The sequence below is a fragment of the Francisella halioticida genome, from assembly GCF_002211785.1.
GTDB lineage: Bacteria > Pseudomonadota > Gammaproteobacteria > Francisellales > Francisellaceae > Francisella > Francisella halioticida.
The window spans coordinates 181,963-208,614 of the sequence record NZ_CP022132.1; the positions used below are offsets into that span (position 1 = coordinate 181,963).

Below are 26,652 nucleotides of genomic sequence, written 5' to 3' on the forward strand. Positions count from 1 at the left end.
TAGGTTGAAAAATAATTTTTATATGATTATTTAGATTTAATATAATAAAATCATCGACTTAGAATCTTTAAGTTATTATTATTGTTTTTATTAATCAAATAATAGAACCTAGTATGTCTATAAATGAATTTACTGACCTAAATCAGCGTTGGAGAAGAATAAATGCCTTGTGGTATAAAATTTTTATAGATTTCTCAAAGCAAGCTAATCTAACATATACTGAAGCTATGGTTATGCATACTGTCTCTTGTTTACCTAAAGGGTCTTCCAAATCTGAAATCTCAGCATATATGCGTGCTGAACCACAAAGTATTACTAGAGCTATTAATAGTTTGATTTCAAGAGAGCTATTAAGTCGCTCAATCAACAATAATGATAAAAGGTTTGCCCAGTTTGAATTTACTTCATCAGGAAAGAAGTTTTCTGTTCAGATACAATATTTTATCAATCAAAATTGGAAAAGATCTCTAAAAGGTATAGATAGTGATGCTCTTAAGAAATTTTCTAATCAGTTAGATAGCATGATTATTGAGTTAGAGAAAATACATAATAAATAATTTTTATTAACTTATAGTATCTTGATTTGAGTAATAGGTTTTGTTTAGTTATATAGGTAAATTAAACTGTAATTTATAAGGAGCTGTTTTGCGTACTAAATCTATATTGGTTTCAAGTCTTGGAAGTGCTTTTGAAACGTTTGACTTTCATATATTTGGCTTATTTGCTTTTCAGATATCAATGTCACTTTTACATCAAGAATCGCTTAATAATTCACTTATTTTAATTTTTGCTATTTTTGGTGCTGGATATTTTGCTAGACCAATAGGCGCTATATTTTGGGGTAACCTTGGCGATAAATACGGTAGAAAAGTACCATTTAAGTGGACAGTTATCCTAATAGGAGTATCATCTTTGATAATATCAGTGCTACCAAGTAGTAATATTTTGGGTATATTTATACCTTTAATATTAGCTGCATGCCGACTAGTGCAAGGGTTTTCTTTTGGAGGAGAATTAACAGCTGCTGTATTATTAGTGCATGAACAACCTTCTCCTAGACGTAATTTTTTCACTTCAATAGTTATATTTTGTGCAACTTCTGGGATGATATTAGGATCAATAGCATATTATTTACTTAGCCTTGTGCTTACAAATGAGCAGTTTTTTGCCTATAGCTGGCGCTTAGCTTTTGCTTTTGGTGGTATTGCCGTATTATTTAGTTATTTTTGGCGCTTTTCGATAGGTGAAACTTTAGCCATTGAGCCTAGTAAATCAAGAGGCTTTGTATTACTAGAGTTGTTAAAAAATCATTTGGGATTATCATTGAAATCTATACTGACAATTTCTTCTTGTACTGTGTTTTTAGCAATGTTTATCGTATTTCTACCAACATATTGTCAAAAATGCCTGGGCTTTGATAAAAATACGACATCTATTTATGTACTGGTAACTATAGTTATTTACGCTATATCTGTATTAGTTGGGGGGAGAGTTGCAGATAGAATTGGAAATATAGCTACTCAAGCTATAGGTATAATATTAGCATTAATATTAATTGTACCGTTGGCGGTAAGTTTAATTTTAAAAGGATCTTTAATTTTAGTGTTTATAGTTCCTTTTGCATTTGCAAATGGTTTAATTAATGCTAACTATATGTGTGTGGTGTTAAATAGATTTAAAAAGGAGCAAAGATTTAGTGGTTTAGCAATTACTCAGAATTTAGCTATGGCAATTTTTACAGGAGGTTTACCAATACTATTTGCTTATCTAGCTGTAGACTTAAAAATTATAGCAGCACCATTTTATATACTGGTTGTGATATACATTATTTCACTATTTTCTTTATTTGATAGGAAATAAGCTTTTAAAAATTTTTAAAAAGTATAAAAATTCGCTGTTAAATTATTGTTTATTTTGTTGTAAATGTGTAACGTTTGAAACATAGCGCTGATTTACTTCAAATTGCGAGCGCTTTATAAATCCTGCTAAAGCGAGCATTTCTTCTATTTAAGTCTTGTTGATCGTTTTAGTAGGAAGCTTTTTGCTAATATTCAGAAAGTTTGTTTATTAACTAAAACATGGAGATTATCCAAAATGAAGAAAGAGAATCTACTTGAGAGACTTGATAAGGGTCCCGTAATTTGTGCAGAAGGTTTCCTATTTGAAATAGAGCGTCGTGGTTATTTAGCATCAGGTGAGTTTGTACCAATGGTATCGCTTGAAAATCCTGAAGTTTTAGAGAGCTTGCATAGAGAGTTTCAACACGCCGGTTCTGATATTGTTGAAGCATTTACCTATAATGGACATAGAGAAAAATTGCGAGTTATAGGTAAAGAACATCTACTTGAGCCATTAAATAGAGAAGCTTTAAGAATTGCTAAAAAAGTTGCTGATTCAACGCCTGAGGGCTTAAAACCAAACTTGTTAGCCGGAAATGTTTCTAACTCAAATATTTGGAAGCAAGGTGATCAGGAGTCTCAGAAGGAAGTTAAGAGAATGTTTAATGAAATGATTGGTTGGGCTGCTGAAGAAGGTGCTGATCTGCTAATTGGTGAAACATTCTACTATGCAGAAGAAGCATTTGCAGCTTTAGAAATTATGAAAAAAGCGGGGTTACCATCTGTTATTACTGTTGCACCAATGGGTGAAAATAAAATGCGTGATGGATGGAGTATTGTAGATACTTGTAAAGAACTAGAACAGCGTGGAGCTGATGTAGTAGGCATGAATTGTTTCCGAGGGCCTCAAACAATGCTTCCGGATCTTAAAAAAATTCGTGATGCTGTAAAATGTCATGTTGCAGGACTACCAATACCATATAGAACCACAGATGAGCATCCGACATTCTTTAATTTACCTGATGATAATCATTGTGGTTGTCCAGCTCCTCATGGTAGAACTTTCCCTACAGCTTTAGATCCTTTATATTGCAATCGTTATGAGATTAGAGACTTTGCGGAGAAAGCATATAAGTTAGGGATTAATTATCTGGGAGTGTGTTGTGGCGCTAGCCCTATGCTCATTCGAGAAGTTGCTGATGCAGTTGGTTTAAAAGTACCAGCAAGTAAGTATTTAGAGAAAATGGAAAATCACTTTATGTATGGAACTAACAAACGTACGGCAAAACATATGCAAGAGTATGGTAATAAAGCATAAAGTAACAATATAAAAATAACACGCTGATTTATTTTCAAATTGCGGGCTCTAAACTAAATCTGCTAAAGCGAAAGTATGACAATGTTATTCTCATCGTTTTAGCAATTGAAAACTATGGGAGCAAATATATGACCATTATAAATTCTAAAATAGATACTTTAGCCGTTCATGCTGGTAATCCGGGCGATTCAGTAACAGGGGCAGTAACTACACCTATTTATACATCTTCAGTTTATCGTCAACAAAGCCCAGGTGGCGAAAAAGCTTTTGAATATGGTAGAGTTGGCAATCCAACTAGAACTGGATATGAAGATGCTGTAGCTGAGTTAGAAGGAGCAAAAAAAGGTTACGCTTTTTCATCTGGTGTTGCTGCAATTAATGCAATACTAGATATTTTGGCTGTAGATAGTCATATAATAGAAGCAGATTCATTATATGGAGGAACTTATAGATTATTTGAGGAAGTTAAAAAATACTCCTCGGATCTTCAAGCAACATATGTCAATTTAGGAGATATAGATAGTTTAGAGGGCAGTCTTAGAGGAAATACTAAGATGGTATGGGTTGAAACACCATCTAATCCGCTATTAAGAGTTGTTGATTTAGAAGAACTTAGTCAGTTTTGTAATAAATATGATTTGATACTAGTTGTAGATAATACTTTTGCTACTCCTTATAATTTAAAACCTATTGCTTTTGGTGCCGACATAGTTATTCATTCTGCATCGAAGTATATAAGTGGGCATTCGGATGTGATTAGTGGGGTTGTGGTTGTAAAAGATGATGATGAGTTAATCAATAAACTGGATCTTGTTCATTTAGCTGGTGGTGCTGTATCTAGCCCATTTGATAGCTTCTTAGCTACTAGGGGGCTAAGAACATTAGCACTAAGAGTAAGACAACATAATCATAATGCTCTAGCTATAGCAAGATGGCTGGAACAACATAGGTTGGTTAAGAAAGTGTATTATCCTGGTCTAGAGAGTAGCCCAGACTATCATCTTGCAAAGCAACAAATGAAAGGTTTTGGTGGAGTTTTAAGTCTTGAATTAAAAGTAAGTGATAATTTAGTTAAAGTATTTTTAGAGGAGTTAAAACTATTTGCTATAACGGTAAGTGCAGGTGGAGTTGAAAGCTTATCATCGATTCCAGCATTAATGTCTCATTCATCAATTCCTAGAGAAGTTAGACTTGAGCAAGGCTTAAGTGATGGATTGATTAGACTTTCAATAGGTATAGAAGATGTTGATGATCTAAAAGATGATATAGAGCAAGCACTTACTAAAGCAACGGCAAGGAGTGATAGTGATGGAGCTATTAACTACAGCCAAGCCATCTAAATATCCTCAAGGAATGGTTTATCTATTTTTAGCAGGGCTGTGGGAGAGATTTAGTTATTATGGGATTACCGCATTATTGATATTGTATTTGTTTAAGTTTTTTGACATTTCTGATGCAAAGACTTATCTTATTTATGGAGCATATGCATCGATGGTATATGGTACACCAATAGTTGGAGGAATAATTGCAGATAAGTATATTGGCCAATATCGATCTATAATTATTGGTGCCTTACTAATAGCATTAGGACATTTTGTAATGATTATTCCTAATTCACAGCATATATATTTTTTCTTAGGTTTAAGTTTTGTGATTATTGGTACAGGTTTATTTAAACCTAGTATTGGAGCTATAACTGGGGCACTTTTTACAAACACTGAATATAAGAGGAATGAAGGTTTTACTTTGCTGTATATAGGTATGAATATTGGAGCTATAACAGCACCAATTATTTGTTCTTATATTGCCGTTACAATTAGTTGGAATCTAGCATTTGGAATTGCTGGAATAGGTATGCTAGCAGGTTTATTAATATTTATAAAAGGTTCAAAGCATTATAAAGATATTAAAGAAAATACAAAATCTTTGGTAAAAACCTACCTATTTTGGGCAGCTACAGCAATAATATTATGTGCTTTGACTAGTTTTATTTTTGTTTTATTAGCATATCCTATCTGGGCAAGTAGAGTCTTATACTTGATAGGATCAGTTATGTTATTAATAATCTTATATTTTGTTAGAATTTCAGCAGCAGATGATAGAAGCAGAATCTATATTACTGTTACGCTAACAATTTTCTATATGATATTTATGATTTTGTTACAGCAAAGTGGTGGAATGATGAATGTTTTTACAGAAAGGAATGTTAATAGAGTTATATTTGGTTTTAGTATCCCTGCAAGTGATCTACCCCGTCAATTTGTGACAGTTTACTACTTCATTTTCCATTATATATTCAAATTGATATGGAGTCATATAATTTATTGTAGAATGTCTCCTTTTTGTATTATAGTAAGCTTCAATATATTCAAATATTGATAGTTTAGCTTCTTCTCTAGTTTTATAGCTTTCATCATGTACTAACTCTACTTTTAAAGTTCCAAAGAAACTTTCACAAGCAGCATTATCGTAACAGCATCCTTTAGAGCTCATACTTGATAGTAGCCAGTGTTCTTTAATAATGTCTTGATATTGTTTGCTACAGTACTGTGACCCTTTATCAGAGTGTATAATCACACCACTAGGAAAATTTCTTCTAAAGAATGCCATATTTAAAGCATTACAAACTAAATCCGCTTTCATCCTAGAATCCATTGCCCAACCAATAACTGATCTTGAGAATAAATCTATAATCACACAAAGATACAGCCACCCCTCTTGTGTAGGTACATAAGTTATATCTGTAACCCACCTATGATTTACAGATAAAGCAGTGAAGTTTTGTTCTAATAAATTATCATAAACATGTTTGTTGTGGTTAGAATCTGTAGTTTTCTTATGCTTACGAGCCGCTTTAGCATGTAAACCAAGTAATTTCATACGTTTAGATACTCTAGGTTGAGTAACTTTCCAACCCATATCTTTAAGCTCTTTGTATATCCTAACACTTCCATATCTAGATTTATGTTCATTAAAATAGCATCATCTAGTTCAGCATCATTATATTGCCTTTTACCTATAGGTTTATGAATCCATCTGTAATATGAAGATGTGCTCACATTCAAAGATTTACATAGTGTTGTTACTGGCATAACTTTATAATGCTCCTTAATAAAGGCGTACCTTACAGATTTTGCTTTGCAAAGTACGCTGCTGACTTTTTTAGTATTTCACGCTCTGTTTCTGCCTGTTTGAGTTTTTTCTTCAAATCAGTATTTTCAAAAGATAGTTGCTGGTACTGCGTTTTATAATCTATCTTTATTTCTTTCTGAGGGTTTGACATGGCTTTGGATATCCAACTGCAAATGGTTTTATATTTAACCCCTAAATTATCTGCTATTTCTCGTCTATTTGCATCTGGTTGTAAACATAATTTAACAGCTTCATCTTTAAACTCTTTTGTATATCTCATCTTGTCTCCTTTTCTTAACACCTAAGTGTCCCAAATAGAAGGGTATGATCACTTCTTTATTTTAGTAGTAGCGATTCCTTTGACAGCAGAGAACGGGATAGTCTCATCATGGTGGATAAACTTAAGCTATCTTTTTGAGGCTCTAGGAGAATTATTTATAGGACCAATAGGCTTAGCGATGGTTAGTATCGTTTCACCCCAAGAAGATGGTTGGTTTTTTTATGGGAGTGTGGGTTTTAAGCTCAGCATTTGCTAACTTTTTAGCTGCTAGTTTTGGAATATTGATTAGTGGTAGTGATAAATCTGCAACACTTCCACCAGTCGATACAATATATACTTATTCAAAAGCATTTGGTTATTTTACCCTATTAGGGTGTGGTGCTACAGTGGTGCTACAGTTGTTTTATTTTATCGCCATATCTAAATGGAAGACTTAGACAGCTAATATTATAATTCTCAGTCGTTGCGCTTTAGTATGTATAAGTCTTTTCTTCTATCTCTTAGATTTTTAACACTACCAAATTGATTAAGCTCACGTAATAAATTAATATCAACATCAGCAATTAAAATCATTTCTGTATTTGGAGTCGTTTCTGCTTTTATTCCTGTAGGAGGAAAAGCAAAATCACATGGTGTAAATACCATGGATTGAGCATATTGGATATCCATATTGTGTACATTTGGCAGGTTACCAACGCTACCTGCAATGGCGACATAGCATTCATTTTCAATAGCTCTTGCCTGAGCACAGTTTCTAACTCTAGAGAATCCATTTTGCGTATCTGTTAAGAAAGGGACAAAAAGAATATCCATACCATCTTCAGCTAATATTCTACTTAGTTCTGGAAATTCTGAGTCATAGCAAATTAGAATACCTATCTTACCACAGTCAGTATCAAACACTTCTAGTTTGTCACCTCCTTGTAGACCCCATACCATAGCTTCATCGGGAGTTACGTGAAGTTTTTCATATTTTTCTACAGTACCGTCTCTACGACACAGGTAACCAACATTGTATAGTCGTTCACCTTTCATTTCAGGCATACTTCCTGTTATGATATTTATGTTGTATGTCACAGCAAATTCAGAAAACTTATCAGTAATAAACTGGGTATGTTCAGCAAGCTCTCTAATTGCCTCAGATTCTGATAAATGGTTATTCTCAGCCATAAGTGGAGCATTGAAAAACTCAGGGAACAACGCAAAGTCAGATCTATAGTTTGAAACTGCATTTACAAAGTATTCAGCATGTTGCATTAACTCGTCTAAACCTTTATATGGACGCATTTGCCATTGGATCAATCCTAAGCGAACATCTTTTTTGACAGGGACTGCTTCTTTTTGATCTTCTTCATAATATATATTTGTCCACTTAAGTAAAACGGCATAATCATTAGATTCTGTATCACCATCTAAATAGGATTTAATTATTCTGACTGGTTGAAAATCATTACTTAATTGAAAACGTAGAACAGGATCATGGAGCTCCTGTCTTTTAAGTTTATTTATGTATTGTTGAGGAGACATTTTATCTGCATACTCATGATATCCAGGTATTCGACCACCAAAAATTATACTTTTTAAATTTAATCTTTCACATAAATCTTTTCTATAGTCATATAATCTACGACCTAAGCGCATACCTCTAAATTCAGGCTTAACAAATAGATCTATACCATATAAAACATTCCCGTCATCATTGTGAGTGCTAAAAGTGTCATCACCTGTTATTTTTCTGTAGGTGTGCTTGTGACCAAATTTTTTATAGTCAACAATAATGGATAATGCACATCCAGCTAGTTGATCATTAACCTTAATTACTACTTGTCCTTCAGGAAATTTTTTTATTAGAGTGTTTATTTCATGATTTTCCCAGTATGGGTTTCTGACGTTATTATAAACTTCTATCATAGCTTCTTTAAGCTCATGATAGTCGTCTAAGCTTAAATAATCAAGCTTAATATTTTCTATATTCTGCATGTTTTATAAGTTTGAATAAAAGTAATAGTTATTACAAAGTATATTACTATAAATTTTGTTTTGTAAAGATTTTGCCTAAATTTGGTTTTAAATTTTGATGTGTAGAGAATTTTTTTATAATTAATTAATTTTTGTTTAGATCACTTTAGTCTTCTTTATTATTTCTTGCTATAATATAGTGATTAAATTTTGTCTATTTATTTATAAAAAATTTTAAAGGATTATTTTAAATGAGAACGCACTATAGTTCAGATATTAATGAAAGGTTAGAAAACCAAAAAGTTACGGTTTGTGGTTGGGTTCACAGACGTCGTGATCATGGCGGAGTTATATTTTTAGATATAAGAGATAGAACAGGGCTTGTTCAGTTAGTTTTTAATCCAGACAATACAAACTTTAGTGTTGCTGATAGTGTAAGATCTGAATTTGTGATTCAAGCAGAAGGTATAGTTAATTTAAGACCAGAAGGTCAAGAGAATAAAAATTTAGCAAGTGGAAAAATAGAGATAATTGGTGATACTATTAAAATTATCAACAAATCTAAAACTATTCCGTTTCAGTTAGATGATTTCCAGGCTACTGGTGAGGACATTAAGCTTAAGTATCGTTATATAGATTTACGTCGTCCAGAAATGCAAAATAAATTAATTACGCGTTCAAAAGCTATTCGCTATGTACGTAACTTTTTGGATGATAATGGCTTTTTAGATATTGAAACTCCATTTTTAACAAAAGCGACTCCAGAGGGCGCTAGAGACTACCTTGTACCAAGTCGTAATTTTAATGGTAGATTTTATGCACTCCCACAATCGCCACAGCTATTTAAGCAGCTTTTGATGGTATCTGGTTTTGACAGATATTATCAGATTGTTAAATGTTTCCGTGATGAAGATTTAAGAGCTGACAGACAGCCTGAATTTACACAGATAGATATCGAGGCTTCATTTATTGATGAAGAATTTATCATGTCTACTATGGAAAAAATGATCACAGGATTATTCAAAGAGGTTATAGGGATTGAGTTTAATACACCATTCCAAGTGATAAGCTTTGCTGATGTTATGGATAAATATGGTTCAGATAAGCCAGATTTAAGAATTCCCCTTGAATTTGTAAATATCAAAGAAGATATGCAAAAAGAAGAGTTTAAGGTTTTCTCAGGGCCTGCAAATGATCCAGAATCGCGTGTGATAGCTATGAAAATTCCCCAAGGCAATGACAAGCTAACACGTAAGATGATTGATGAGTATACTAAGTTTGTTAGTATATATGGTGCTAGAGGTCTTGCTTATATTAAGATTAATTCATTATCTCAAGGTAAAGATGGTCTTCAATCTCCGATTGTTAAAAACATATCTGAAGATGCACTATTTAATGTCATTAAAAAGACTGGTGCTAAAGAGGGAGATTTATTATTCTTTGGAGCAGGTAAAACTAAGATTGTAAATGATTCAATGGGCGCTTTAAGAACTAAAGTTGGTGAAGATTTAGAATTGTTTGATAAAGATTGGGCTCCTTTATGGGTTGTTGATTTTCCAATGTTTGAAAAGGATGATAATCGTTTATATGCAATGCATCATCCATTTACAGCACCGAGTATTGAGTCTGTTGAAGAATTAGTAAATACTGACCCAGAGAAGTTAATGTCTAGAGCTTATGATATGGTTATCAATGGTTACGAAGTTGGTGGTGGATCTATTCGTATTCATAAAGAAGATATCCAAGTGAAAGTATTTAATTTGTTAGGCATCCCTGATGAAGAAACTCGTGAGAAATTTGGTTTCATGCTTGATGCTCTATCTTATGGAACTCCTATACATGGTGGTATAGCATTTGGTGTTGATAGGCTTATTATGCTTTTGACAGGCACTACAAATATTCGTGATGTAATAGCATTTCCTAAAACTCAAACGGCGAGTTGTTTAATGACCGAAGCTCCATCTACAGTTTCTTTAGAACAGCTTAATGAGTTAGGTATAACTGTTAAGAAAGAAGAGTCAAAATAAAACTAACCAACTATTAAAATAAATTTTTCATGCAAAAAAATTCTTTAGTCATTTTTAAATCAAAACCCGCTAAGGTTATTGATGTTTTAGATAAAAAAATAGAAATTGAAACCTTAGATGGTAAGAATATAAAGTTACCACCTAAAAACGTTCAATTGCTTGTACAGGCTGATAGAGATTTTGAGCTTGATAGCTTGGAAGAGTTGGTAATTGCTGAGTTAGAAATGACTTGGGAACTATTGCAAGAGCAAGAAAATACAACTATAGAAGAATTAAGCGAACTTTTATTTGAACGTATTGGTGTAAATGAAGCCTATACTATTTGGTTGCTAGTGTTTCAAGGTGAATATTTTAGTTTTGATGAGAGCTTTAATATAGTTATTCATTCTGTTGAAAAGCGTGATGGAATTACTAATGAAAGACAGGAAAAGCAGAAAAAGGAACAAGAACTTAATGATTTTGTAGAGAGAGTAAAGCAAAAAAGCTATGCTCCACAAGATGAGAAGTTTTTGAAAGAAATTGCAGCGCTTGCGACATTAAAAAGCCCACATTGTCGTTTATTTAAATATCTTAATATGGAAGAGTCTGAGAATAGTGCTTATAAGCTTCTATTAGACATAGGCTATTGGGATGAATTCTATAATCCATATTTATATAGATATGATGCAGAATTAGAAAACAATCCTGCAAAGTTTGAATATAATGTTGATTCAGATAGCGATAGAGTTGATTTAACACATTTAATAGCTTATGCAATTGATGATGAAGGAAGTAATGATCCTGACGATGCTATTAGCTGGGACTTTGATAGAAATAAGATATGGGTACATATAGCTGACGCTTCATCAAGCATAAGTTTTGGTGATGATGTAGACTTGGAAGCTCGAGCAAGAGGTTCAAACCTTTATGTTCCAGAAAATATAGTTTCGATGTTACCTGAAAAAACAACCCAAGAGCTAGGGCTAGGATTAAAAGCTATTTCTCCTGCTTTATCTGTAGGTTTTAAAGTTAATGAGCAAGGTGATATTCAAGATATTGAGATATGTTTTAGTAAAATAAAGGTAACTAGACATTCATATGAATTTGCGGAGAATAGTATTGAAGAGTTAGAGCTTGGGGATATTATTACTTATGCAAAGTACTTCACACAGAAGCGTGTGTCTCAAAAAGCTGTAGAACTTGATTTTCCTGAGATAAAAGTAATTCTAGATGATAATAGAAATGTAAAACTAACAGGTTTACCAAGGTTAAAGTCACGCACTCTTATAAGAGACACTATGCTTATGGCTGGTGTTGCGGTAGGTCAGTTTTGCATAAAAAACAATATTGTAGTGCCTTTTTCAACACAGCCTGAACATGACCTTGAGCAAGATTATTTAGAAAATCTTGATTCAATCGCAGATATGTTTGCTACGCGTAAGAAACTACAAAGGGGTAAATATTCAACTACTCCTGCAAAACATGCTGGAATGGGATTAGATACTTATGTACAGGTAACAAGTCCATTAAGAAGATATCTTGATTTACTTGTTCACTATCAACTTAGACGCTTTTTAAGTCAAAAGATATTATTACAAACAGATGATGTTGATAATATGATTGCTCAAGTTGACATTCCTATTAAAACGAATAGACAAACTGAACGTTTTTCTAATTCTCATTGGAAATTAGTTTATTTGATGCAGAATCCAAATTTAGAATTTGAAGCAACAGTTATAGAGAAACTAGAAAGAGGTAGATTGATGGTTTCTATAGCTGATTTGGCGATGACGAAAAAACTTTCTGTAAATGCTAAGTATGAGTTAAATGATAATTTGAAATTGCAAAACACCTCTGTAAACCTTGTAACACAAGAAGCTTTCTTTAAAGTTATAGAAGAAAATTAACCACATTCTAACAATAAATCCACAGTTTTATCCACAGGCTGAAAAAAATTAAGTAAAGTATTTGTTTATATTTTATTTATTTTCTGTATCTATTGATATATAAGGGTTTGAGGTCTTTAATATTTATTTTTTTGTAAAAAAAGTAAAGGTTCTTAACAAAAGTTTCATGTATATGTAAACATGTTTATCCACAACTATTATAAATAATTTTCCCTCGGCTAATTACTTAGTATGTAAGGCTTTTAATATTATTTATGTTTTCTAACAGTTAATAAATCATATAAATTAATGTATCATTTCGGTTAATATTTAGAATTTTTAAAAAAATTATGAATTATGAATTAATTGAACCAAAAAATGATGCAAGGTTCTGTATTATTTGGCTACATGGTCTTGGAGCAGATGGGCATGATTTTGTAGATATTGTTGATCATCTTGATGTACCTTTAGATAATATTCGTTTTATCTTCCCGCATGCAGATGTTATGCCTGTAACTATTAATATGGGTATGCAAATGAGAGCCTGGTATGATATTAAATCATTAGATGCAGATAGCTTGAATAGAGTTGTTGATATTGACGGTATAAATGTATCTATAGATAAGCTCAATGACCTAATAGATCAGCAAGTTAAGCAAGGCATAGCTACAGAAAATATTATCTTAGTAGGTTTCTCACAAGGCGGTGTTATTGTAACTTACACAACTATTCTATCCAAACGTAAATTTGCAGGTCTGATAGCATTATCAACATATTTACCAGCTTGGGATAGTTTTAAAGATAAACTTACAGATGTAAATAAAAATGTTTTAGCACTTGTATGCCATGGCACACATGATCAAGTATTACCTGAAGTATTAGGTAAGGACTTATCTTCAAAACTAAGTGGTTGTGGCTTTAGTAATGAGTATAAGCATTACTCTGATATGCAACATTCTGTATGTATAGAAGAAATAAAAGATATATCTAATTTTATAGCAAAGACGTTTAATATATGAAAGAAATAATTATAGCTAGTAGAGATAGTAAGCTAGCATTATGGCAGACAAACTTTGTCAGAGATAGAATAGAAGAAGAATTAAATATTTCTTGTAGAGTGAGTACAATGAAAACTCAAGGCGATATTATTCTTGATAAACCTCTTAATAAAATTGGCGGTAAAGCTCTTTTCATGAAAGAGCTACAAATTGCAATGCAAAATAATAAAGCTAACATAGCTGTGTACTCTCTCAAAGATGTTCCCTATGAATTGCCAGAAGGTTTTTGTTTAGCAAGTTTTATGCCAAGAGAAGATCCTCGAGATGCATTTGTTTCAAATAATTATAATTGTATAGATGAACTACCGCAGGGAGCTGTTGTTGGAACATCTAGTTTACGTCGTAGAGCCCAGTTGCTTAATTACAGAAAAGATCTTGTTATAAAGGATCTAAGAGGTAATGTACAAACAAGGTTAACTAAGCTAGATGCAGGAAATTATGATGCTATAATTTTAGCAAGTGCTGGACTTATTCGCTTGGAACTACAATATAGAATAAGGCAGTTTATACCTATAGAAATATCATTACCAGCAGTAGGTCAAGGCATAGTGGTTATAGAGGCTTTGGAAAGAGACAGAGAGCTTTGTGAAGTTTTACAGAAGCTTAATTGTATAGAAAGCCACATTGTTGCTAATGCCGAGAGAGCTTTTAATGAAGAGCTAAAAGGTGGTTGCCATGTTGCTATAGGGGCATATGCTCAAATAATAAATGAACAAATAACCCTTACGGCAATTGTTGCTAGTAGTGATGGAAGTCATATATTAAGACATACTATATCCGGAGAGAATCCTTCGGCTTTAGGTAAACAATTAGCTCAAAAAATGATAGAATTGGGCGCATATAAAATATTGGAGAGTTAGATGGAGACTTTATTATTGCTAGTAGGAGTTGGTGGAGGTCTTGGTGCGATGACTAGGTTTGCATTAACTCAGGCAACAGCAAGTATCTCAGAACAGATTCCTTTAGGAATTTTATTTTGTAATATTATTGGTTCATTAATTATAGGTATCATAGCTGCTTTTTTACTTGAGACAAAACTATTTAATGAAGATGTATCTGTTTATGTAAGATCTTTTTTTGTTACGGGATTTTTAGGAGGTTTTACAACCTTTTCTAGTTTTAGCCTAGATATTTTAAACTTATTACAAAGAGGAGAGGTTTTTATAGCTTTAGGATATATTCTTGTAAGTGTGTTGGTGTCTTTATTTGCTGTTGTCCTCGGATACTATTTTGTGATAGGACTTTATAGATGAAAAAAATAATAATTATCTTAGGTTTAACTCTAATTTTAGCTATATCTGGATGTATTCCTTTTGCTGGAGGGAGCGTAGCAGCTCATGATGGTCTTTTCGGTGTAAATGGAGACATTAATAGCCTTGAAATGGAGCAAGGAATAACAGTTAAGCAAGTTTATGATGCTATAAAAGAAGCTATTAAAAAACATCCAAAGGAATTTGAAATTAAGGGTGATGATTATGGTAGTGAAAAATCAACAGTATGGACTTTTTCAAACAAATATAACCAGCCAGTTACATTTTATGCCCTTAAAAGGGATAATAATGTTTATCTTGGTGTATATCTTAGCTCAGATAGAAAGTCTAAAGATGAAAAAATGAAACATATTTATTATCTTGAAGACTTAGTTTTAGATAATTTGCAGTAAAATTTTTCTTATAACTATAAATCCTAAATGACTTAGATTAAATAAAAACTAGATAATACGACCTTTCAGCTAGCTATATAAGCTAAAGTTAATAGTATGATTTATGATATACTTATATTTTGCAGTAGGGTGATAGTGGTTTAGATAACTCTATTAACATCACTAAGTGAAGTTATATTTTATACCGATGTTATATCTCAAGAGTTTTGCATCTAAAACATTTAGTCACGAGTGTTTTATTAAGTATGAGGTAAGTATCTATGCAAAAATTCTTAGATAATGGGCAAGCTGTTGGCGAAGGTCATAGGACTAGTTTAAAGCCTTCTCATAAAGATTATAAAGGTGCGACAGGATCCTGGGGAGCAAGTTTTAGTGTAGGTAATACAATACTAAAAGCTAGAGAGCCAGTAAATGCTGTGAAAGCTATTTTTAAAATGAATCATGGAACGAAAGGTTTTGATTGTCCAGGATGTGCTTGGCCAGATGACCAAACAGGTCTCAAAATGGATATTTGTGAAAATGGAATTAAACATGCTACATGGGAGATGACAAAAAGTCGCTGTGATCCTAATTTTTTTGAAGAACATACTGTTAGTGAGCTAAGAGAATGGAGTTGTTATGATCTTGAAAAATCTGGTAGACTCACTCATCCGATGCAATATAATTCTGAGACAGATAGATATGAAAAAATTAGCTGGGATGAGGCACTTAAGCTAATAGGAAATACTTTACAATCGTTAAATTCTCCTGATGAGGCAAGTTTTTATACCTCTGGAAGATTATCAAATGAGGGAACTTTTTTATATCAGCTACTTACAAGAGAGTATGGGACAAATAATCAACCAGATTGCTCTAATATGTGTCATGAAGCTAGTGGTAGAGCATTAAAAGCTTCTATTGGAACAGGTAAAGGTACAGTTGATCTCCAAGATTGGCATAAAACGGATGCTATATTTTTGATAGGTACAAACTCTGCTACAAATTCTCCTAGGATGTTGACCGCATTGACTGAGGCTGTAAAACATAGTGATACAGAAGTCGTGCATATTAATCCTCTTATTGAGGGTGCAGCAAGAAAAGCCATTACACCACATGAAATTAAAGATATGATGCTTTTAAGAGCCACTAAGGCTTCAACTTTAGATGTTCAAGTTAGGATTGCCGGAGATCTTGCTTTATTAAGAGGAATGTCAAAGGCTCTCATAGAAATGTCTGAAACAGACTCAGGAGCCATTGATTATGAGTTTTTAAGAAATCATACTAGTGGATATGAAGAGTATGAGAGAATATGCAGAGCTACATCATGGGAGTTTATTATCGAACAGTCTGGGATCGATAAAGATATAATTCTTCAAATGACAAAAATTTATCGTGAGTCTAATGCCTCTATATTTGCTTGGTGTTTAGGCCTTACTCAGCATGATCAAGGTGTAGATACTATTAGGGAGGTTGTAAATGTACTCTTACTTAGAGGAAATATAGCACGAGAAGGTGCTGGTCCCTGCCCAATAAGAGGGCATAGTAATGTACAAGGTAACAGAACCTTAGGTATCAATAATCGACCAAGTGAACAATGGTTAAAAAGAATGGATGATGCATGTGGTATTGTTTCTCCTCGTAAGCATGGTTATGGAACAGTTGATACTGTTCAAGCTATGATGAAAGGGGATGTTAAAGTATTTTTTGGTCTAGGAGGAAATTTTGCTAAAGCAGCACCAGATCCAGAGTATACTGCAAAAGCACTTAATAAATGTGAGCTTACTGTTCAGATAAGTACTAAACTTAATCATAGCCATCTAATACATGGTAAGAAAGCACTTATACTACCATGTCTTGCTAGGTCTGAGATAGATATGCAAGAAAATGGTGTACAAGGTGTTACAGTAGAAGATTCAATGTCAATGGTTCATATATCAAAACCAATGAAAAAACCTATAAATGGAGACCTTCTATCTGAAGTTGCTATTATTGCTGAGGTTGCTAAAGCAACATTACCAGATACAAAAACACCGTGGGATGAATATGCTGCTGACTACGATGTTATTAGAGATAAAATCTCTGAAGCAATCGAAGGGTTTGAGGATTTTAATAATCGAGTAAGAGAACCTTTAGGCTTTAGATTAAATCAACCTGCAAGAGAACTTGTATTTTTGACACCAACAGGAAAAGCGGAATTTTCTCATGCAAAGATCAAAAATATTGTGCCTAAAAAGGGTTATTTAATGTTATCTACTATGAGGTCTCATGATCAGTGGAATACCACTGTTTATACAAATAATGATCGTTATAGAGGAATTAAGAATATTAGAACGGTTATTTTTATGAACGAAGAAGATTTGACAGAAAGAGGATTATCTGAATTTGATCTTGTAGAAATAACGAGTATTGATAAAGATGGTAAAGAAAGGACTTTAAAAGGGTTTAGTGCCATCAAATACAATATTCCTAGAGGTTCTACAATGGGGTATATGCCTGAGATGACTGCTTTATGCTCTATTGTGGATTTTAGTCCGCAAAGTGATCAAGCGTTATTCAAAGAGATAACTGTTAGAGTAACCAAACAACAGTAGATTTTAGATATTTATTCAAACTCTTATGAAACATAATGATATTACCAATATAAAGTACCATAAAGCATTTATAGATTTTAGAAACTCTTTAGTTACTAGAGAAGAGGTCCTTGCTGTTGAGAGACCTTTACAGATTGTTATTAATAATATTGAATTTAGTATAACTATGCAGACTCCAGGTACAGAGAGATATCTTATTAGAGGTCTTTTATTTGCTGAAAATATAACAAACCTATCTTTTAAATCCTTCAAGAAGAGGGAGACTGAGAATGGAACAATAGTAAAAGTACGTCTAGATATTAATAATAGTGAGCTTATATCAAGAAAATTTAATATGAATTCTGCATGTGGGGTATGTGGTAAAGAAAATTTAGATAATCTCTTTAAGTCCATTGTACCAGTTAATAGAAAGTCAGCGTTAAAACTAAGTGTGGATGTTATTAGTGATCTCTATACAACAATGTATAGTTATCAGAAGGTATTTCAGCTAACTGGAGGTGTGCATGCAGCAGGTGCTGTAAATAAATCAGGAGAATTAATAGCTGTATTTGAAGATGTCGGTAGACATAATGCCGTTGATAAGGTTATAGGTTTTTTACTTGAGGAAGATATATTAAGTTCAGCAGAAATGCTCATAGTTAGTAGTAGGGTTTCTTTTGAAATAGTTCAAAAATGTGCGAATGCTAAAATTCCAATATTAGTAGCTATATCAGCACCATCATCGCTATCTGTTGATATGGCAAGAAAGGCAAATATAAAGCTTTTAGCATTTTGTAAGAAAAATAGGATGACATACTATAATGGATATGAATAAGTATAGTAGACAAATGTGTTTACCTAAGTTTGATAAAGATACTCAGCAAAGGCTTTTAAGTTCAAAAGTAGCTATTGTAGGTGTTGGAGGAGTAGGTTCACCATTATCTTTATACTTGGCATCTGCAGGTGTTGGCAATATTGTATTAATAGATAATGATATTGTTGAACTGCATAATTTACAAAGACAAGTTTTATATAGAGAAAGTGAAGTAGGACAACTAAAGAGTAAACTTGCGGCTAAGAAGTTATATTCTATAAATAGTGATATAAAGACTACAGTATATTCTGAGCGACTTACTGCTGATAATGCTAAAAATATGCTTGAGGACTGTGATCTAATTATAGATGGTACAGATAATTTCGCTTCTAGATATATTATTAGTGATACTTGTATAGAGTTAAAAAAACCTTATATACAAATAACAGTTGATAGATTTTATGGAGAATGCTCTCTTTATAATCATAAATCAAATATCAACTATAGAGATATCCATAAAATAATTCCTGAAAAATCTGATGTGGTATCTCCAAAATTAAGAGGAGTTTTAGGGCCTTTAGTAGGAACAGTTGCTACTATAGGAGCAACTCAAGTATTGAAACTTCTTGGTGGTTTTGTTGATCCATATATTGGTAAAATTATCTATGATGCACTAGAGTTTAAAATCATTAAAATTCCCTTTGTAAAAAAATTATAAGTTAATGCTTTTATAGTATTCTTTTATAAATCCTTTAGATTTGTAAGTTTTTCTAATATTTCCATTATCAATAATAACAACCTTATCAGTGAATGTAGATATTTCTAAAAAGTCGTGGGTACTTAGTAGAGTTATTATCTGACTTCTTTTTAGGTAGTCTTTTAGCTTTTTCATTAGCTTTATCTTAGATTCAAAGTCTATGCCAGAAAAAGATTCATCAAGTATAAGAACCTCAGGTTTAGTAGATAGAGTTTGAGCAATAGCAACTTTCTGTAACTGACCACCAGATAGTTGTGATGGATAAGATTTTAATAAATCTGATATTTCAAACAAATTAATTAATTCTTCCATAGAGTTAATGCTGTTTGAAACTTTATTATATTGTAAGTTTTTTTCTACTGTCATATGGGGAAATAATAATGCTTTTTGAGCTACATACCCTAAAGATCTTTTTATTAATGGCAGAAAATAATCTTGGTCTTGCCAAATTTTATTATTTACATTAATCCCAGAATTCTTTGCTATTTCAACACCTGCTATTCTTTTTAATATACTACTTTTCCCTGATCCTGATGCACCAAAGAATGTAACTACTTCGGAGTCATATATGTCAAGTTGTATATCAATAGAAAAATTCTTTGAGATATTGTCAGAGATATTAAAAGTAAGCATTGGTCTTTTTATTATTTAATAGTTGAACAATAAGTAATATAGTAAATGAGAATATTAAAAGTATTATAGACATATGATTTGCTTGATGGTAATTAAGTTGTTCAACCTGTTCAAATATAGCAATAGATAATACTTTAGTTTCATTTGGTATACTACCTCCGACCATTAGAACGACTCCAAATTCACCTACAGTGTGGGCAAAAACTAGAACTCCAGAAGAGATTATTCCTCTTATGGATAGAGGTAAGATTATTGTATAAAACCTTCTGAAAACATTAGCTCCGAGTAGTTCAGCATTTACTAATAATTCTCTGGGAATACTCTCAAAACTATTTAATATAGGTCCTATTGAAAAGGGTAAAGAGTATACTAAAGACGCTATCAAAATTCCACTGAAACTAAAGTTAAGAGATCCTCCTGTTAAGGAGTACCATAGTGATCCTAAATACCCATTTTGATTGAATAAAACTAAAAAGTAGAACCCTAGAATAGTAGGAGGTAGAACTAAAGGTATATTTACTAGTATAGATATTAAGTTTCTGAAAATGGTTTTTTTTCTTGAAAGCCAATATGCTAATAATGCTCCTATAAATAATAAGATTATAGTAGTTAACAGTGAAAGCTTAAAAGTTATATATAAAGCAGCCCAATCCATTTTTCACCTATTTGGGTATAGAATATCCCATACTCTTTATTATTTGCTTAGATTTTTTAGAATGTAATAGGTATTCTAAGAAACTATTTATTTGCGCTTGTTTTTTACTATCTTTAGAAATAACTGTACCATACTGAGCAATATATTTAGCCTTTGAGTTTAAATTATATATTCTGTAGTTCTTATTCCATTGATCTTTGTTTGCTTTCTTATAGAATTTTGCTTGTGAGTCTGCTATAAAAGCAATTGGAGCGTTATTTGTTATGAAATAACTAAAAGCCTGTCCAATATTTTCACCATAAATTATCCTGTGGTTTGATATTAAGTTATTCCACAGCTTTTTCTCTATAAGAAAAGACTTCGCATGACTTCCATATGGAGCTAAGTTAGGATTTGCAATACTAATTTTAAGATTAGAATCTTCTACTTCATTTAAAAGCGCAGTAAGGTTGTCTTGTTCTTTTACTTTATTTTTATTTACTGTAAGAATTAGCTCGCCATAAGCATAGATAAATATTTTATTACTAACAGCAGCAGCATACTTTTTATCAGCAGATAAGAAAATATCTATAGGTATGCCATTTTTAATTTGGTTTGCTAGTTTACTAGAAGATCCTTGAATAATTTCTATATCAACATTTTTATGCGTTGTATTATATTGTTTTGCTACTTGCTGCAGAGTAGTTATAAAATTACTAGCACAAGCTACAGTAATAGTTGTTGCACTAGCATTTGTAAATATAAATGCTATACCAAATATGAACAATAAAATTTTCTTAAACATATTTATAATTATCCTCCTAATGTCGAAAAATGCTTATCGTCACCAATAATTCCTTCTGTGAGATAGTGGGACTCTTTCTTTAAAGAGTAGGTATTTTTGATTATTTTTAACAGCTCTTTGAGTTGTTTTTCATGTTGTAAATATTCTCTTAATGAAACATTCGCCTTATCAAAAAGGCATGTGTACAATTCTCCTTTTGAGTTTACCCTTACTCTATTGCAGTTAACACAAAAAATATTAGAGTATGGTGATATGATTCCTATTTTACCTACATAGTCTTTATGCATATATTCAATTGCAGGACCAGAGGATGACTCTCTTGCACAGCTAGTCCATCCTTCTTCTCTTAATTTATCTCGAATATAACTTGTTGTTATAAAACTTTTTTTATGTAATTTTAGATTATCCTGAGTTTCCATAAGCTCTATAAATCTAACAGTTATTTTTTTATCCTTTACATAGTCAAAAAAAGATTTAATATCTTCTTTAGAATCATTGTAGCCTTTTAATAGAACAGCATTAATTTTTACTTTATCAAAATCAATTTCTAAAGCTTTTTCAATTCCTTTCATGATAGTTGAGAAATTGTTCATTTGGGTTATGTCTCTAAACTTATTTGCAAATAGACTATCAAGACTTATCGTAATATTATTTAATCCAGATTCATAATATTTAGATACATTCTTAACAAGGCTATAGCCATTTGTAGTTAGAGATATTGTTTTAATACCTTCTTGTGATGATATGAAATTAAGTATATCTAAAAAATCATTTCTAAGAGTAGGCTCTCCACCAGTTAACCTGACTTTTTGCACTTGAAGCACATTCATTGCTCTTAAAAGGTTTTTAATCTCTGTTAAGTTTAGAAAATCATCTTTCTTTCCTTTTCCCTGATAACCATTAGGCAAGCAATATTGACAACGAAAATTACATACATCTGTTAGAGATAATCTTAAATATGTAAATTTTCTACCAAATGAATCAGTTAACATTTCTTTGTCCTTTTTATGGAAATTTTCTTAAAAGAATGTCTTTCTTTTGTTATTTTTTATTTTTATCTAATAAAGCTTCTACTAGTCCTTCAGAATTTCCTCTTGATTATATCTTAAGTTCTCTCTTAAAAACTATTGTTTTAAAGGTTTTTGATTTGTTTTTCAATGTTAGCAAAATAGGTAACTTAGCCTCATGTTTTTTTAAAACTTTTGGAATACATAGGATCTAGCTACTACCTCTTTATATCTTTGCATAGCAATTCACTCATATTTCTGTTTCCACATTGTGTTTTCGTTTGCTAATGTAGCATACCATGTTTAGAATATATTCACATTCGATTATATGGCTTCTTTCCGTACCAATAGAGTTAGTATTTTTCTTTAATTACAACACGTTTTGTTTTTGGTTTTGCGCGACAAAGTAATACTTGATTTTTTTCCAATCTAGTGGGTAAACTAAATTCATAATATACACTACCTTCTATCAATTTTGCACTACAAGTTTCACATACACCCATACGGCAAGAACTTGCAGGTTTTAAGCCAGCAGATTCAGCTAATTCTAAAAGCGTTAAATTATCACTAGCTTTCCACTCTATTTCTTTATTTGAAGCTGTAAACACTACCTGTGAACTTTCTAACTCACTGTGTTCTTGGCTATCTCCATTTATTACAAATGACTCTTGGAATATACGTTCTGGATTTGCACCACTATCAATCATTGCTTTCTGTAATATATATTGTAACACTTTAGGCCCGCACATATAAATATCAAATTCAACCAATGGCATATCTATTCTTTTAGTTCCGTTGATAATATAACAGCCATCAATAAAAGATTTTATATTTTGAATAGTATATTATAATAGTTTTGGTCATATCAAAGATATTTTCATTGATGGTGCTGAACGCCCAGTACAAAGACCTATAAATGCTAAAAAGCAAAAAAAAATATATTTAGGTAAGAAGAAAAATTATACTAGAAAAAATATAGTTGCTTGTGATCATGATAGAAAGGCTTTATTTTTATCTCCAACCAAATCAGGTAGGCGACATGATAAAAAGCTACTAGATAAATTAAGGTTTATTGATAATATAAGTCCAGATACTTGTATATGTGGAGATACTGGGTTTAAAGGAATTTAAGATAAACATACTAATACTTTAATTCCGCATAAAAAATCAAAAGCTAATAAATTAACTCCAGAACAAAAAAGTTAAAATAAGATAGTTAGCTCATTTAGAATTGTTGTTGAGCATGATATTGACGGAATTAAACGTTATGGTGCGGCTCGTGATATATAGAAATAAAATTAATAATCTTGATGATAAATTTCATTTGTTATCTGCTAGATTATGGAACTTTCATCTACTAAATCATGCTAAATAAAAATTAATCTTAGAAATAATAGAGAGTAAGTCATATCGCTTCTTATTTCTTATTCAGGGACATGTCTTTTGCCCTTTTTATGAAAATATCTATGACAATGTTTACTGTACAATCATTTTTCTTAAAAGAGTATCCTTCTTTTGTAATATTTTTTTTCATATTTAAAAAGTCTTCTAACCTCATTTTAAATATAAAATTGTTATTACTGTAATAGAAGTCATTTTGTTTGGATATCTTTAACGTAACTATAAAGTTTGTATTAGGTAATATAATTTCTTCAGAAATGTGATCTACCATTTTATTTAACTTTAGACTATCTTCATTATTTAGTTTTAAGCAAACTGAGTTTTTATAAAGTTTTAAATTCATTTGCTCTTATCTCCATTTAGCATATTAAAGTCATTAGGAGTGTTTATATTTATAAAATTTTTGGCATAAATATTTTCGCTTTGTATTGAGATGCAATCCATATTATCAAATAATAGTTTTTTAATGGATATATTTTGAGGCGATTGAATAGTAGTTGCTGCTTTATTTAAGTTTCTAATATCAAGCCAGCAGGGCAGAAAATAGCTATCAAAAATAACTGCTTTGGCTTCAAATTTAGCTAAACGTTCAAACCCTTTTAGGATAGTGCTTTTTTCAATATAAGGCATATCAACTGGGATAATGACAACCTTCTTATAACCATCTTCTAAAAGATAATCGCTTATGCCTAAAATTGCACTTGCAGGTCCAGATTTAGGATATTTATCCGATAAGCATTTATATCCTTGGTAGTGGCCAGAAATATATACATGATCACCTAAAACTGAGTGTAGAGTTTCATATGATTTTTGAAGAAAAGTTTTACCATTAATATTTAAGTATGACTTATCTTTTCCCATTCTAGAAGAGAGTCCTCCTGCTAAAATAATTCCAGCATATTTTTTAGTTGATATACTCATGTTTAACCACGCAACCCTTTACCCACTCTATTTTACCATCAACATAATGCTCTCGTTTCCAAACTGGGCAACTATGTTTTATAGCCTCTACAATATAGCGATTAGCCTTATAGCAGTCATCTCTATGAGACGTGCTAGTTGATATTAGTAGACTTATTTCTCCTACATTTAAGTATCCTTCATAGTGAGCTATATAAATACAAATTTTAGGATATCTTTGTTCAGTTTCACGAATTATTTTATTTAAGACATTTTTAGCTAAGGGTCTACAGACATCATAATCAATACCTGTTACTTTTTTACCTTCATTATGATCACGAACTACTCCTATAAAATAAATAGTAGCGCCATGCTCTTTATTTTTAAGTAATTGCTCAGCATCAGTTATTGCTATTGTTTTATTTGTAATATGGGCAAAAGAATTTTTATTTTTCATAGTTATAGTTCATTTTAATTAGTTACCCACCACAGACAGGTGGGATTAGAAATAGCTTTTGATTGTTAGGTAATAGCTTAGAAGTTTCAAAAAAATCCTCTTCTGTTGCAATAAGAGAACTATTAAATAAAGATTCCGCTTGTTCTAAATATTCTGCAGATTTTAGGTTTTGTAATAATAGTTCTTTAATTTCGATTGAATTAATTTCCTTATTAGCCTTTAGTGTGATTTGTGTTGTATCATAAAACTCTTTAGCTGGTCCACAAACTTCTATTATATAGTTCATATATTCTCCTAAGGATATTTACATTATTCAAATGGATACACTCGAACAATGTCTCCTTTTTTAAATTGTTTTAAGGTTCCATCTAATTGCACCCAAGTATTTGAAGTTATCATTGGGCTTACCATAAATGATGCTTGAGCTTTAGGTATATTAACGATAAGTTCTCCTAGGTCATTTGTTGATAAAATACCTCGGAGAAAGAATGTTAAAGGTTTTTGTAACTCTATATCATTGTCAAGCTTAGCATATGTTCGTTTTTTCTGTGGTATAGAATATAGCGAAGATATAAATGGTGTTACGAAGAAATGATATCCTGATGCTACAGACCCTGGGTTACCAGGTAAACCAAAATAATAACTTCCATTGGGTAGAATAGCAAATAGAGTTGGTTTACCTGGACGAATAGCTACCTTATGCCAAATAATATTTGCTCCAATTGTTTTTAAGCTTCTTGGGATGAAATCATATTCACCAGCTGAAACTGCGCCAGTAGATATTATAATTCTAGGAGGGGTGTCTTGAGCTATTTGAGACTTTATTATCTTTATAAATTCTTCATCACTATCAGATGTTATTTTTATATGCTTTGAGCTAATGCTAAAATCATTTTTCAGACTTTCCATTAGAAAAGGCGTGTTACAGTCTCTAATTTGGAATTGTGGATCAATATTTTTTTCAGCAAGTTCCTTGCCTGTTGAGATTATTAGAGTAGGGATCTTTTTAAATACTTCTATATCGTTAGCTCCTAAACTAGCCAATGCCATTATTTTCTGACTATTAATACGAGTTCCTTTATTTAGTAACATTTGCGAGGTTTTTATATCCTCTCCAGCAAAGCGGATATTGGCATACTGTTTTACTGGTGAGAACACAGCAACTTTATTATCTTTTTCTTGGATTTTCTCAACAGGAATTATAGCATCAAACCCTTTTGGTATTGGAGCACCTGTCATTATTTTAACAGCAGTATTCTTATTTGAATTATCAACTAAAGCGTTATCACCGGCAGCTATTTTATCTATAATTTCAAACCAGCAAGGAGAGTCTTCGGTCGCATTTTCAGTAGTATTGTATTTAACAGCTATACCATCCATAGCAGAATTATTATAGCTAGGGAAGTTTTCATTAGAAGTAATATTCTGAGCTAAAAATCTATTATTAGTTTCAGAAAGAGTTATATTTTCGACTGAACTACTACCTTTTTTAGCGGCCTTTAACATTTCATTTTTAGCTTTTATATATGGTGTTAACATCTTTTTATTCCCTTAA

29 protein-coding genes and 1 pseudogene are annotated in these 26,652 nt (G+C 31.8%); 16 read left to right on the top strand and 14 right to left on the bottom strand.

All coding sequences use genetic code 11. The annotated features are described in order from the left end of the window. Window positions 1–113 precede the first annotated feature (113 nt). From CDV26_RS01020 to CDV26_RS01040, 5 genes and pseudogenes are all read left to right on the top strand, one after another. Entirely contained in the window at window positions 114–557 is a 444-nt protein-coding gene (locus CDV26_RS01020; RefSeq protein WP_088771707.1) for a MarR family winged helix-turn-helix transcriptional regulator, read from the top strand. Between the two features lie 88 nt (window positions 558–645). After that, a complete protein-coding gene (locus tag CDV26_RS01025; protein ID WP_088771708.1) occupies window positions 646–1,860 on the top strand; it encodes an MFS transporter in 1,215 nt (404 codons plus the stop codon). A gap of 234 nt (window positions 1,861–2,094) precedes the next feature. Next, window positions 2,095–3,156, top strand: coding sequence for a homocysteine S-methyltransferase family protein (locus CDV26_RS01030; RefSeq protein ID WP_088771709.1), 1,062 nt, complete (start codon window positions 2,095–2,097; stop codon window positions 3,154–3,156). Between the two features lie 128 nt (window positions 3,157–3,284). Then, window positions 3,285–4,496 (top strand): trans-sulfuration enzyme family protein, encoded by a 1,212-nt coding sequence (locus tag CDV26_RS01035; RefSeq protein WP_088771710.1) that lies wholly within the window; start codon window positions 3,285–3,287, stop codon window positions 4,494–4,496. A 13-nt stretch (window positions 4,497–4,509) separates the two neighbouring features. Next, a pseudogene (locus CDV26_RS01040) lies at window positions 4,510–5,418 on the top strand (peptide MFS transporter); the annotation flags it as partial. On the opposite strand, the gene CDV26_RS12800 reads toward CDV26_RS01040, so the two are convergent. The 3 genes from CDV26_RS12800 to CDV26_RS01050 are packed head-to-tail and all read right to left on the bottom strand — an operon-like array spanning window position 5,404 to window position 6,589. Then, window positions 5,404–6,075, bottom strand: coding sequence for an IS3 family transposase (locus CDV26_RS12800; RefSeq protein WP_088771712.1), 672 nt, complete (start codon window positions 6,073–6,075; stop codon window positions 5,404–5,406). The pseudogene CDV26_RS01040 and the gene CDV26_RS12800 overlap by 15 nt on opposite strands. After that, on the bottom strand, window positions 6,033–6,248 hold the full coding sequence (locus CDV26_RS11805) for a hypothetical protein (RefSeq protein ID WP_088771820.1): 216 nt from the start codon (window positions 6,246–6,248) through the stop codon (window positions 6,033–6,035). Before CDV26_RS11805 ends, CDV26_RS12800 begins: the two co-directional genes overlap by 43 nt. Window positions 6,249–6,280: 32 nt before the next feature. Beyond that, window positions 6,281–6,589, bottom strand: coding sequence for a transposase (locus tag CDV26_RS01050; protein WP_157671249.1), 309 nt, complete (start codon window positions 6,587–6,589; stop codon window positions 6,281–6,283). Window positions 6,590–6,593: 4 nt separating this feature from the next. Here CDV26_RS01050 and CDV26_RS11810 point away from each other — a divergent pair, with 4 nt between their 5' ends. Further along, on the top strand, window positions 6,594–6,824 hold the full coding sequence (locus CDV26_RS11810; protein ID WP_157671320.1) for a hypothetical protein: 231 nt from the start codon (window positions 6,594–6,596) through the stop codon (window positions 6,822–6,824). A 200-nt stretch (window positions 6,825–7,024) separates the two neighbouring features. On the opposite strand, the gene CDV26_RS01060 is transcribed toward CDV26_RS11810, so the two are convergent. Beyond that, the gene (locus CDV26_RS01060; RefSeq protein WP_088771714.1) at window positions 7,025–8,548 is read right to left on the bottom strand and encodes a bifunctional GNAT family N-acetyltransferase/carbon-nitrogen hydrolase family protein; all 1,524 of its coding nucleotides are present in this window, start codon (window positions 8,546–8,548) and stop codon (window positions 7,025–7,027) included. Between the two features lie 230 nt (window positions 8,549–8,778). Between CDV26_RS01060 and aspS the strand changes: the two genes are divergently transcribed. The 9 genes from aspS to CDV26_RS01105 all read left to right on the top strand — a co-directional run bounded on the left by aspS (window position 8,779) and on the right by CDV26_RS01105 (window position 19,221). Then, complete coding sequence (gene aspS / locus CDV26_RS01065) at window positions 8,779–10,554, top strand: aspartate--tRNA ligase (RefSeq protein WP_088771715.1); 1,776 nt, start codon at window positions 8,779–8,781, stop codon at window positions 10,552–10,554. Window positions 10,555–10,583: 29 nt separating this feature from the next. Then, the gene (locus CDV26_RS01070; protein ID WP_088771716.1) at window positions 10,584–12,440 is read left to right on the top strand and encodes a ribonuclease catalytic domain-containing protein; all 1,857 of its coding nucleotides are present in this window, start codon (window positions 10,584–10,586) and stop codon (window positions 12,438–12,440) included. Between the two features lie 329 nt (window positions 12,441–12,769). Continuing rightward, a complete protein-coding gene (locus CDV26_RS01075; RefSeq protein WP_088771717.1) occupies window positions 12,770–13,438 on the top strand; it encodes an alpha/beta hydrolase in 669 nt (222 codons plus the stop codon). Then, on the top strand, window positions 13,435–14,337 hold the full coding sequence (gene hemC, locus CDV26_RS01080) for a hydroxymethylbilane synthase (protein WP_088771718.1): 903 nt from the start codon (window positions 13,435–13,437) through the stop codon (window positions 14,335–14,337). Before CDV26_RS01075 ends, hemC begins: the two co-directional genes overlap by 4 nt. After that, on the top strand, window positions 14,338–14,730 hold the full coding sequence (crcB, locus tag CDV26_RS01085; RefSeq protein ID WP_088771719.1) for a fluoride efflux transporter CrcB: 393 nt from the start codon (window positions 14,338–14,340) through the stop codon (window positions 14,728–14,730). Then, a complete protein-coding gene (locus CDV26_RS01090) occupies window positions 14,727–15,140 on the top strand; it encodes a hypothetical protein (RefSeq protein WP_088771720.1) in 414 nt (137 codons plus the stop codon). The genes crcB and CDV26_RS01090 overlap by 4 nt, the downstream gene beginning before the upstream one ends. A gap of 260 nt (window positions 15,141–15,400) precedes the next feature. Continuing rightward, window positions 15,401–17,710, top strand: coding sequence for an FdhF/YdeP family oxidoreductase (locus CDV26_RS01095; RefSeq protein WP_088771721.1), 2,310 nt, complete (start codon window positions 15,401–15,403; stop codon window positions 17,708–17,710). A 25-nt stretch (window positions 17,711–17,735) separates the two neighbouring features. Further along, entirely contained in the window at window positions 17,736–18,524 is a 789-nt protein-coding gene (gene fdhD / locus CDV26_RS01100; protein ID WP_088771722.1) for a formate dehydrogenase accessory sulfurtransferase FdhD, read from the top strand. Beyond that, window positions 18,517–19,221 (top strand): HesA/MoeB/ThiF family protein, encoded by a 705-nt coding sequence (locus tag CDV26_RS01105; protein ID WP_157671323.1) that lies wholly within the window; start codon window positions 18,517–18,519, stop codon window positions 19,219–19,221. The genes fdhD and CDV26_RS01105 overlap by 8 nt, the downstream gene beginning before the upstream one ends. Here the strand turns inward: CDV26_RS01105 and CDV26_RS01110 are convergent. The 5 genes from CDV26_RS01110 to CDV26_RS01135 form a co-directional block, all read right to left on the bottom strand. Beyond that, window positions 19,216–19,893, bottom strand: coding sequence for an ATP-binding cassette domain-containing protein (locus tag CDV26_RS01110; RefSeq protein ID WP_088771724.1), 678 nt, complete (start codon window positions 19,891–19,893; stop codon window positions 19,216–19,218). The two genes, CDV26_RS01105 and CDV26_RS01110, sit on opposite strands and share 6 nt — an antisense overlap. Continuing rightward, the gene (gene modB / locus CDV26_RS01115) at window positions 19,880–20,548 is read right to left on the bottom strand and encodes a molybdate ABC transporter permease subunit (RefSeq protein ID WP_088771725.1); all 669 of its coding nucleotides are present in this window, start codon (window positions 20,546–20,548) and stop codon (window positions 19,880–19,882) included. Before modB ends, CDV26_RS01110 begins: the two co-directional genes overlap by 14 nt. Before the next feature lie 7 nt (window positions 20,549–20,555). Further along, window positions 20,556–21,332 carry a molybdate ABC transporter substrate-binding protein gene (gene modA / locus CDV26_RS01120; protein ID WP_088771726.1) on the bottom strand — a complete coding sequence of 259 codons (777 nt, stop codon included), beginning with the start codon at window positions 21,330–21,332 and terminating at the stop codon, window positions 20,556–20,558. Window positions 21,333–21,340: 8 nt separating this feature from the next. Beyond that, complete coding sequence (gene moaA, locus CDV26_RS01125; RefSeq protein ID WP_088771727.1) at window positions 21,341–22,324, bottom strand: GTP 3',8-cyclase MoaA; 984 nt, start codon at window positions 22,322–22,324, stop codon at window positions 21,341–21,343. A 368-nt stretch (window positions 22,325–22,692) separates the two neighbouring features. Further along, window positions 22,693–23,115, bottom strand: a complete 423-nt coding sequence (locus tag CDV26_RS01135) for a 2Fe-2S iron-sulfur cluster-binding protein (protein WP_088771729.1) — start codon at window positions 23,113–23,115, stop codon at window positions 22,693–22,695. 160 nt (window positions 23,116–23,275) lie between these two features. On the opposite strand from CDV26_RS01135, the gene CDV26_RS13905 reads away from it, so the two are divergent. Then, window positions 23,276–23,470, top strand: a complete 195-nt coding sequence (locus CDV26_RS13905) for a transposase family protein (RefSeq protein ID WP_420809891.1) — start codon at window positions 23,276–23,278, stop codon at window positions 23,468–23,470. 286 nt (window positions 23,471–23,756) lie between these two features. Here the strand turns inward: CDV26_RS13905 and CDV26_RS01145 are convergent, their stop codons facing one another. From CDV26_RS01145 to CDV26_RS01165, 5 genes are read right to left on the bottom strand one after another with little or no spacing between them, the layout of a single operon-like run. Continuing rightward, window positions 23,757–24,083 carry a hypothetical protein gene (locus tag CDV26_RS01145; protein ID WP_088771730.1) on the bottom strand — a complete coding sequence of 109 codons (327 nt, stop codon included), beginning with the start codon at window positions 24,081–24,083 and terminating at the stop codon, window positions 23,757–23,759. Then, a complete protein-coding gene (mobA, locus tag CDV26_RS01150; protein WP_088771731.1) occupies window positions 24,080–24,661 on the bottom strand; it encodes a molybdenum cofactor guanylyltransferase in 582 nt (193 codons plus the stop codon). Before mobA ends, CDV26_RS01145 begins: the two co-directional genes overlap by 4 nt. Beyond that, window positions 24,645–25,097, bottom strand: coding sequence for a molybdenum cofactor biosynthesis protein MoaE (locus tag CDV26_RS01155; protein ID WP_088771732.1), 453 nt, complete (start codon window positions 25,095–25,097; stop codon window positions 24,645–24,647). Before CDV26_RS01155 ends, mobA begins: the two co-directional genes overlap by 17 nt. A gap of 22 nt (window positions 25,098–25,119) precedes the next feature. After that, on the bottom strand, window positions 25,120–25,383 hold the full coding sequence (locus tag CDV26_RS01160) for a hypothetical protein (RefSeq protein WP_088771733.1): 264 nt from the start codon (window positions 25,381–25,383) through the stop codon (window positions 25,120–25,122). A 23-nt stretch (window positions 25,384–25,406) separates the two neighbouring features. Then, on the bottom strand, window positions 25,407–26,636 hold the full coding sequence (locus CDV26_RS01165) for a molybdopterin molybdotransferase MoeA (protein ID WP_088771734.1): 1,230 nt from the start codon (window positions 26,634–26,636) through the stop codon (window positions 25,407–25,409). Window positions 26,637–26,652 lie beyond the last annotated feature (16 nt).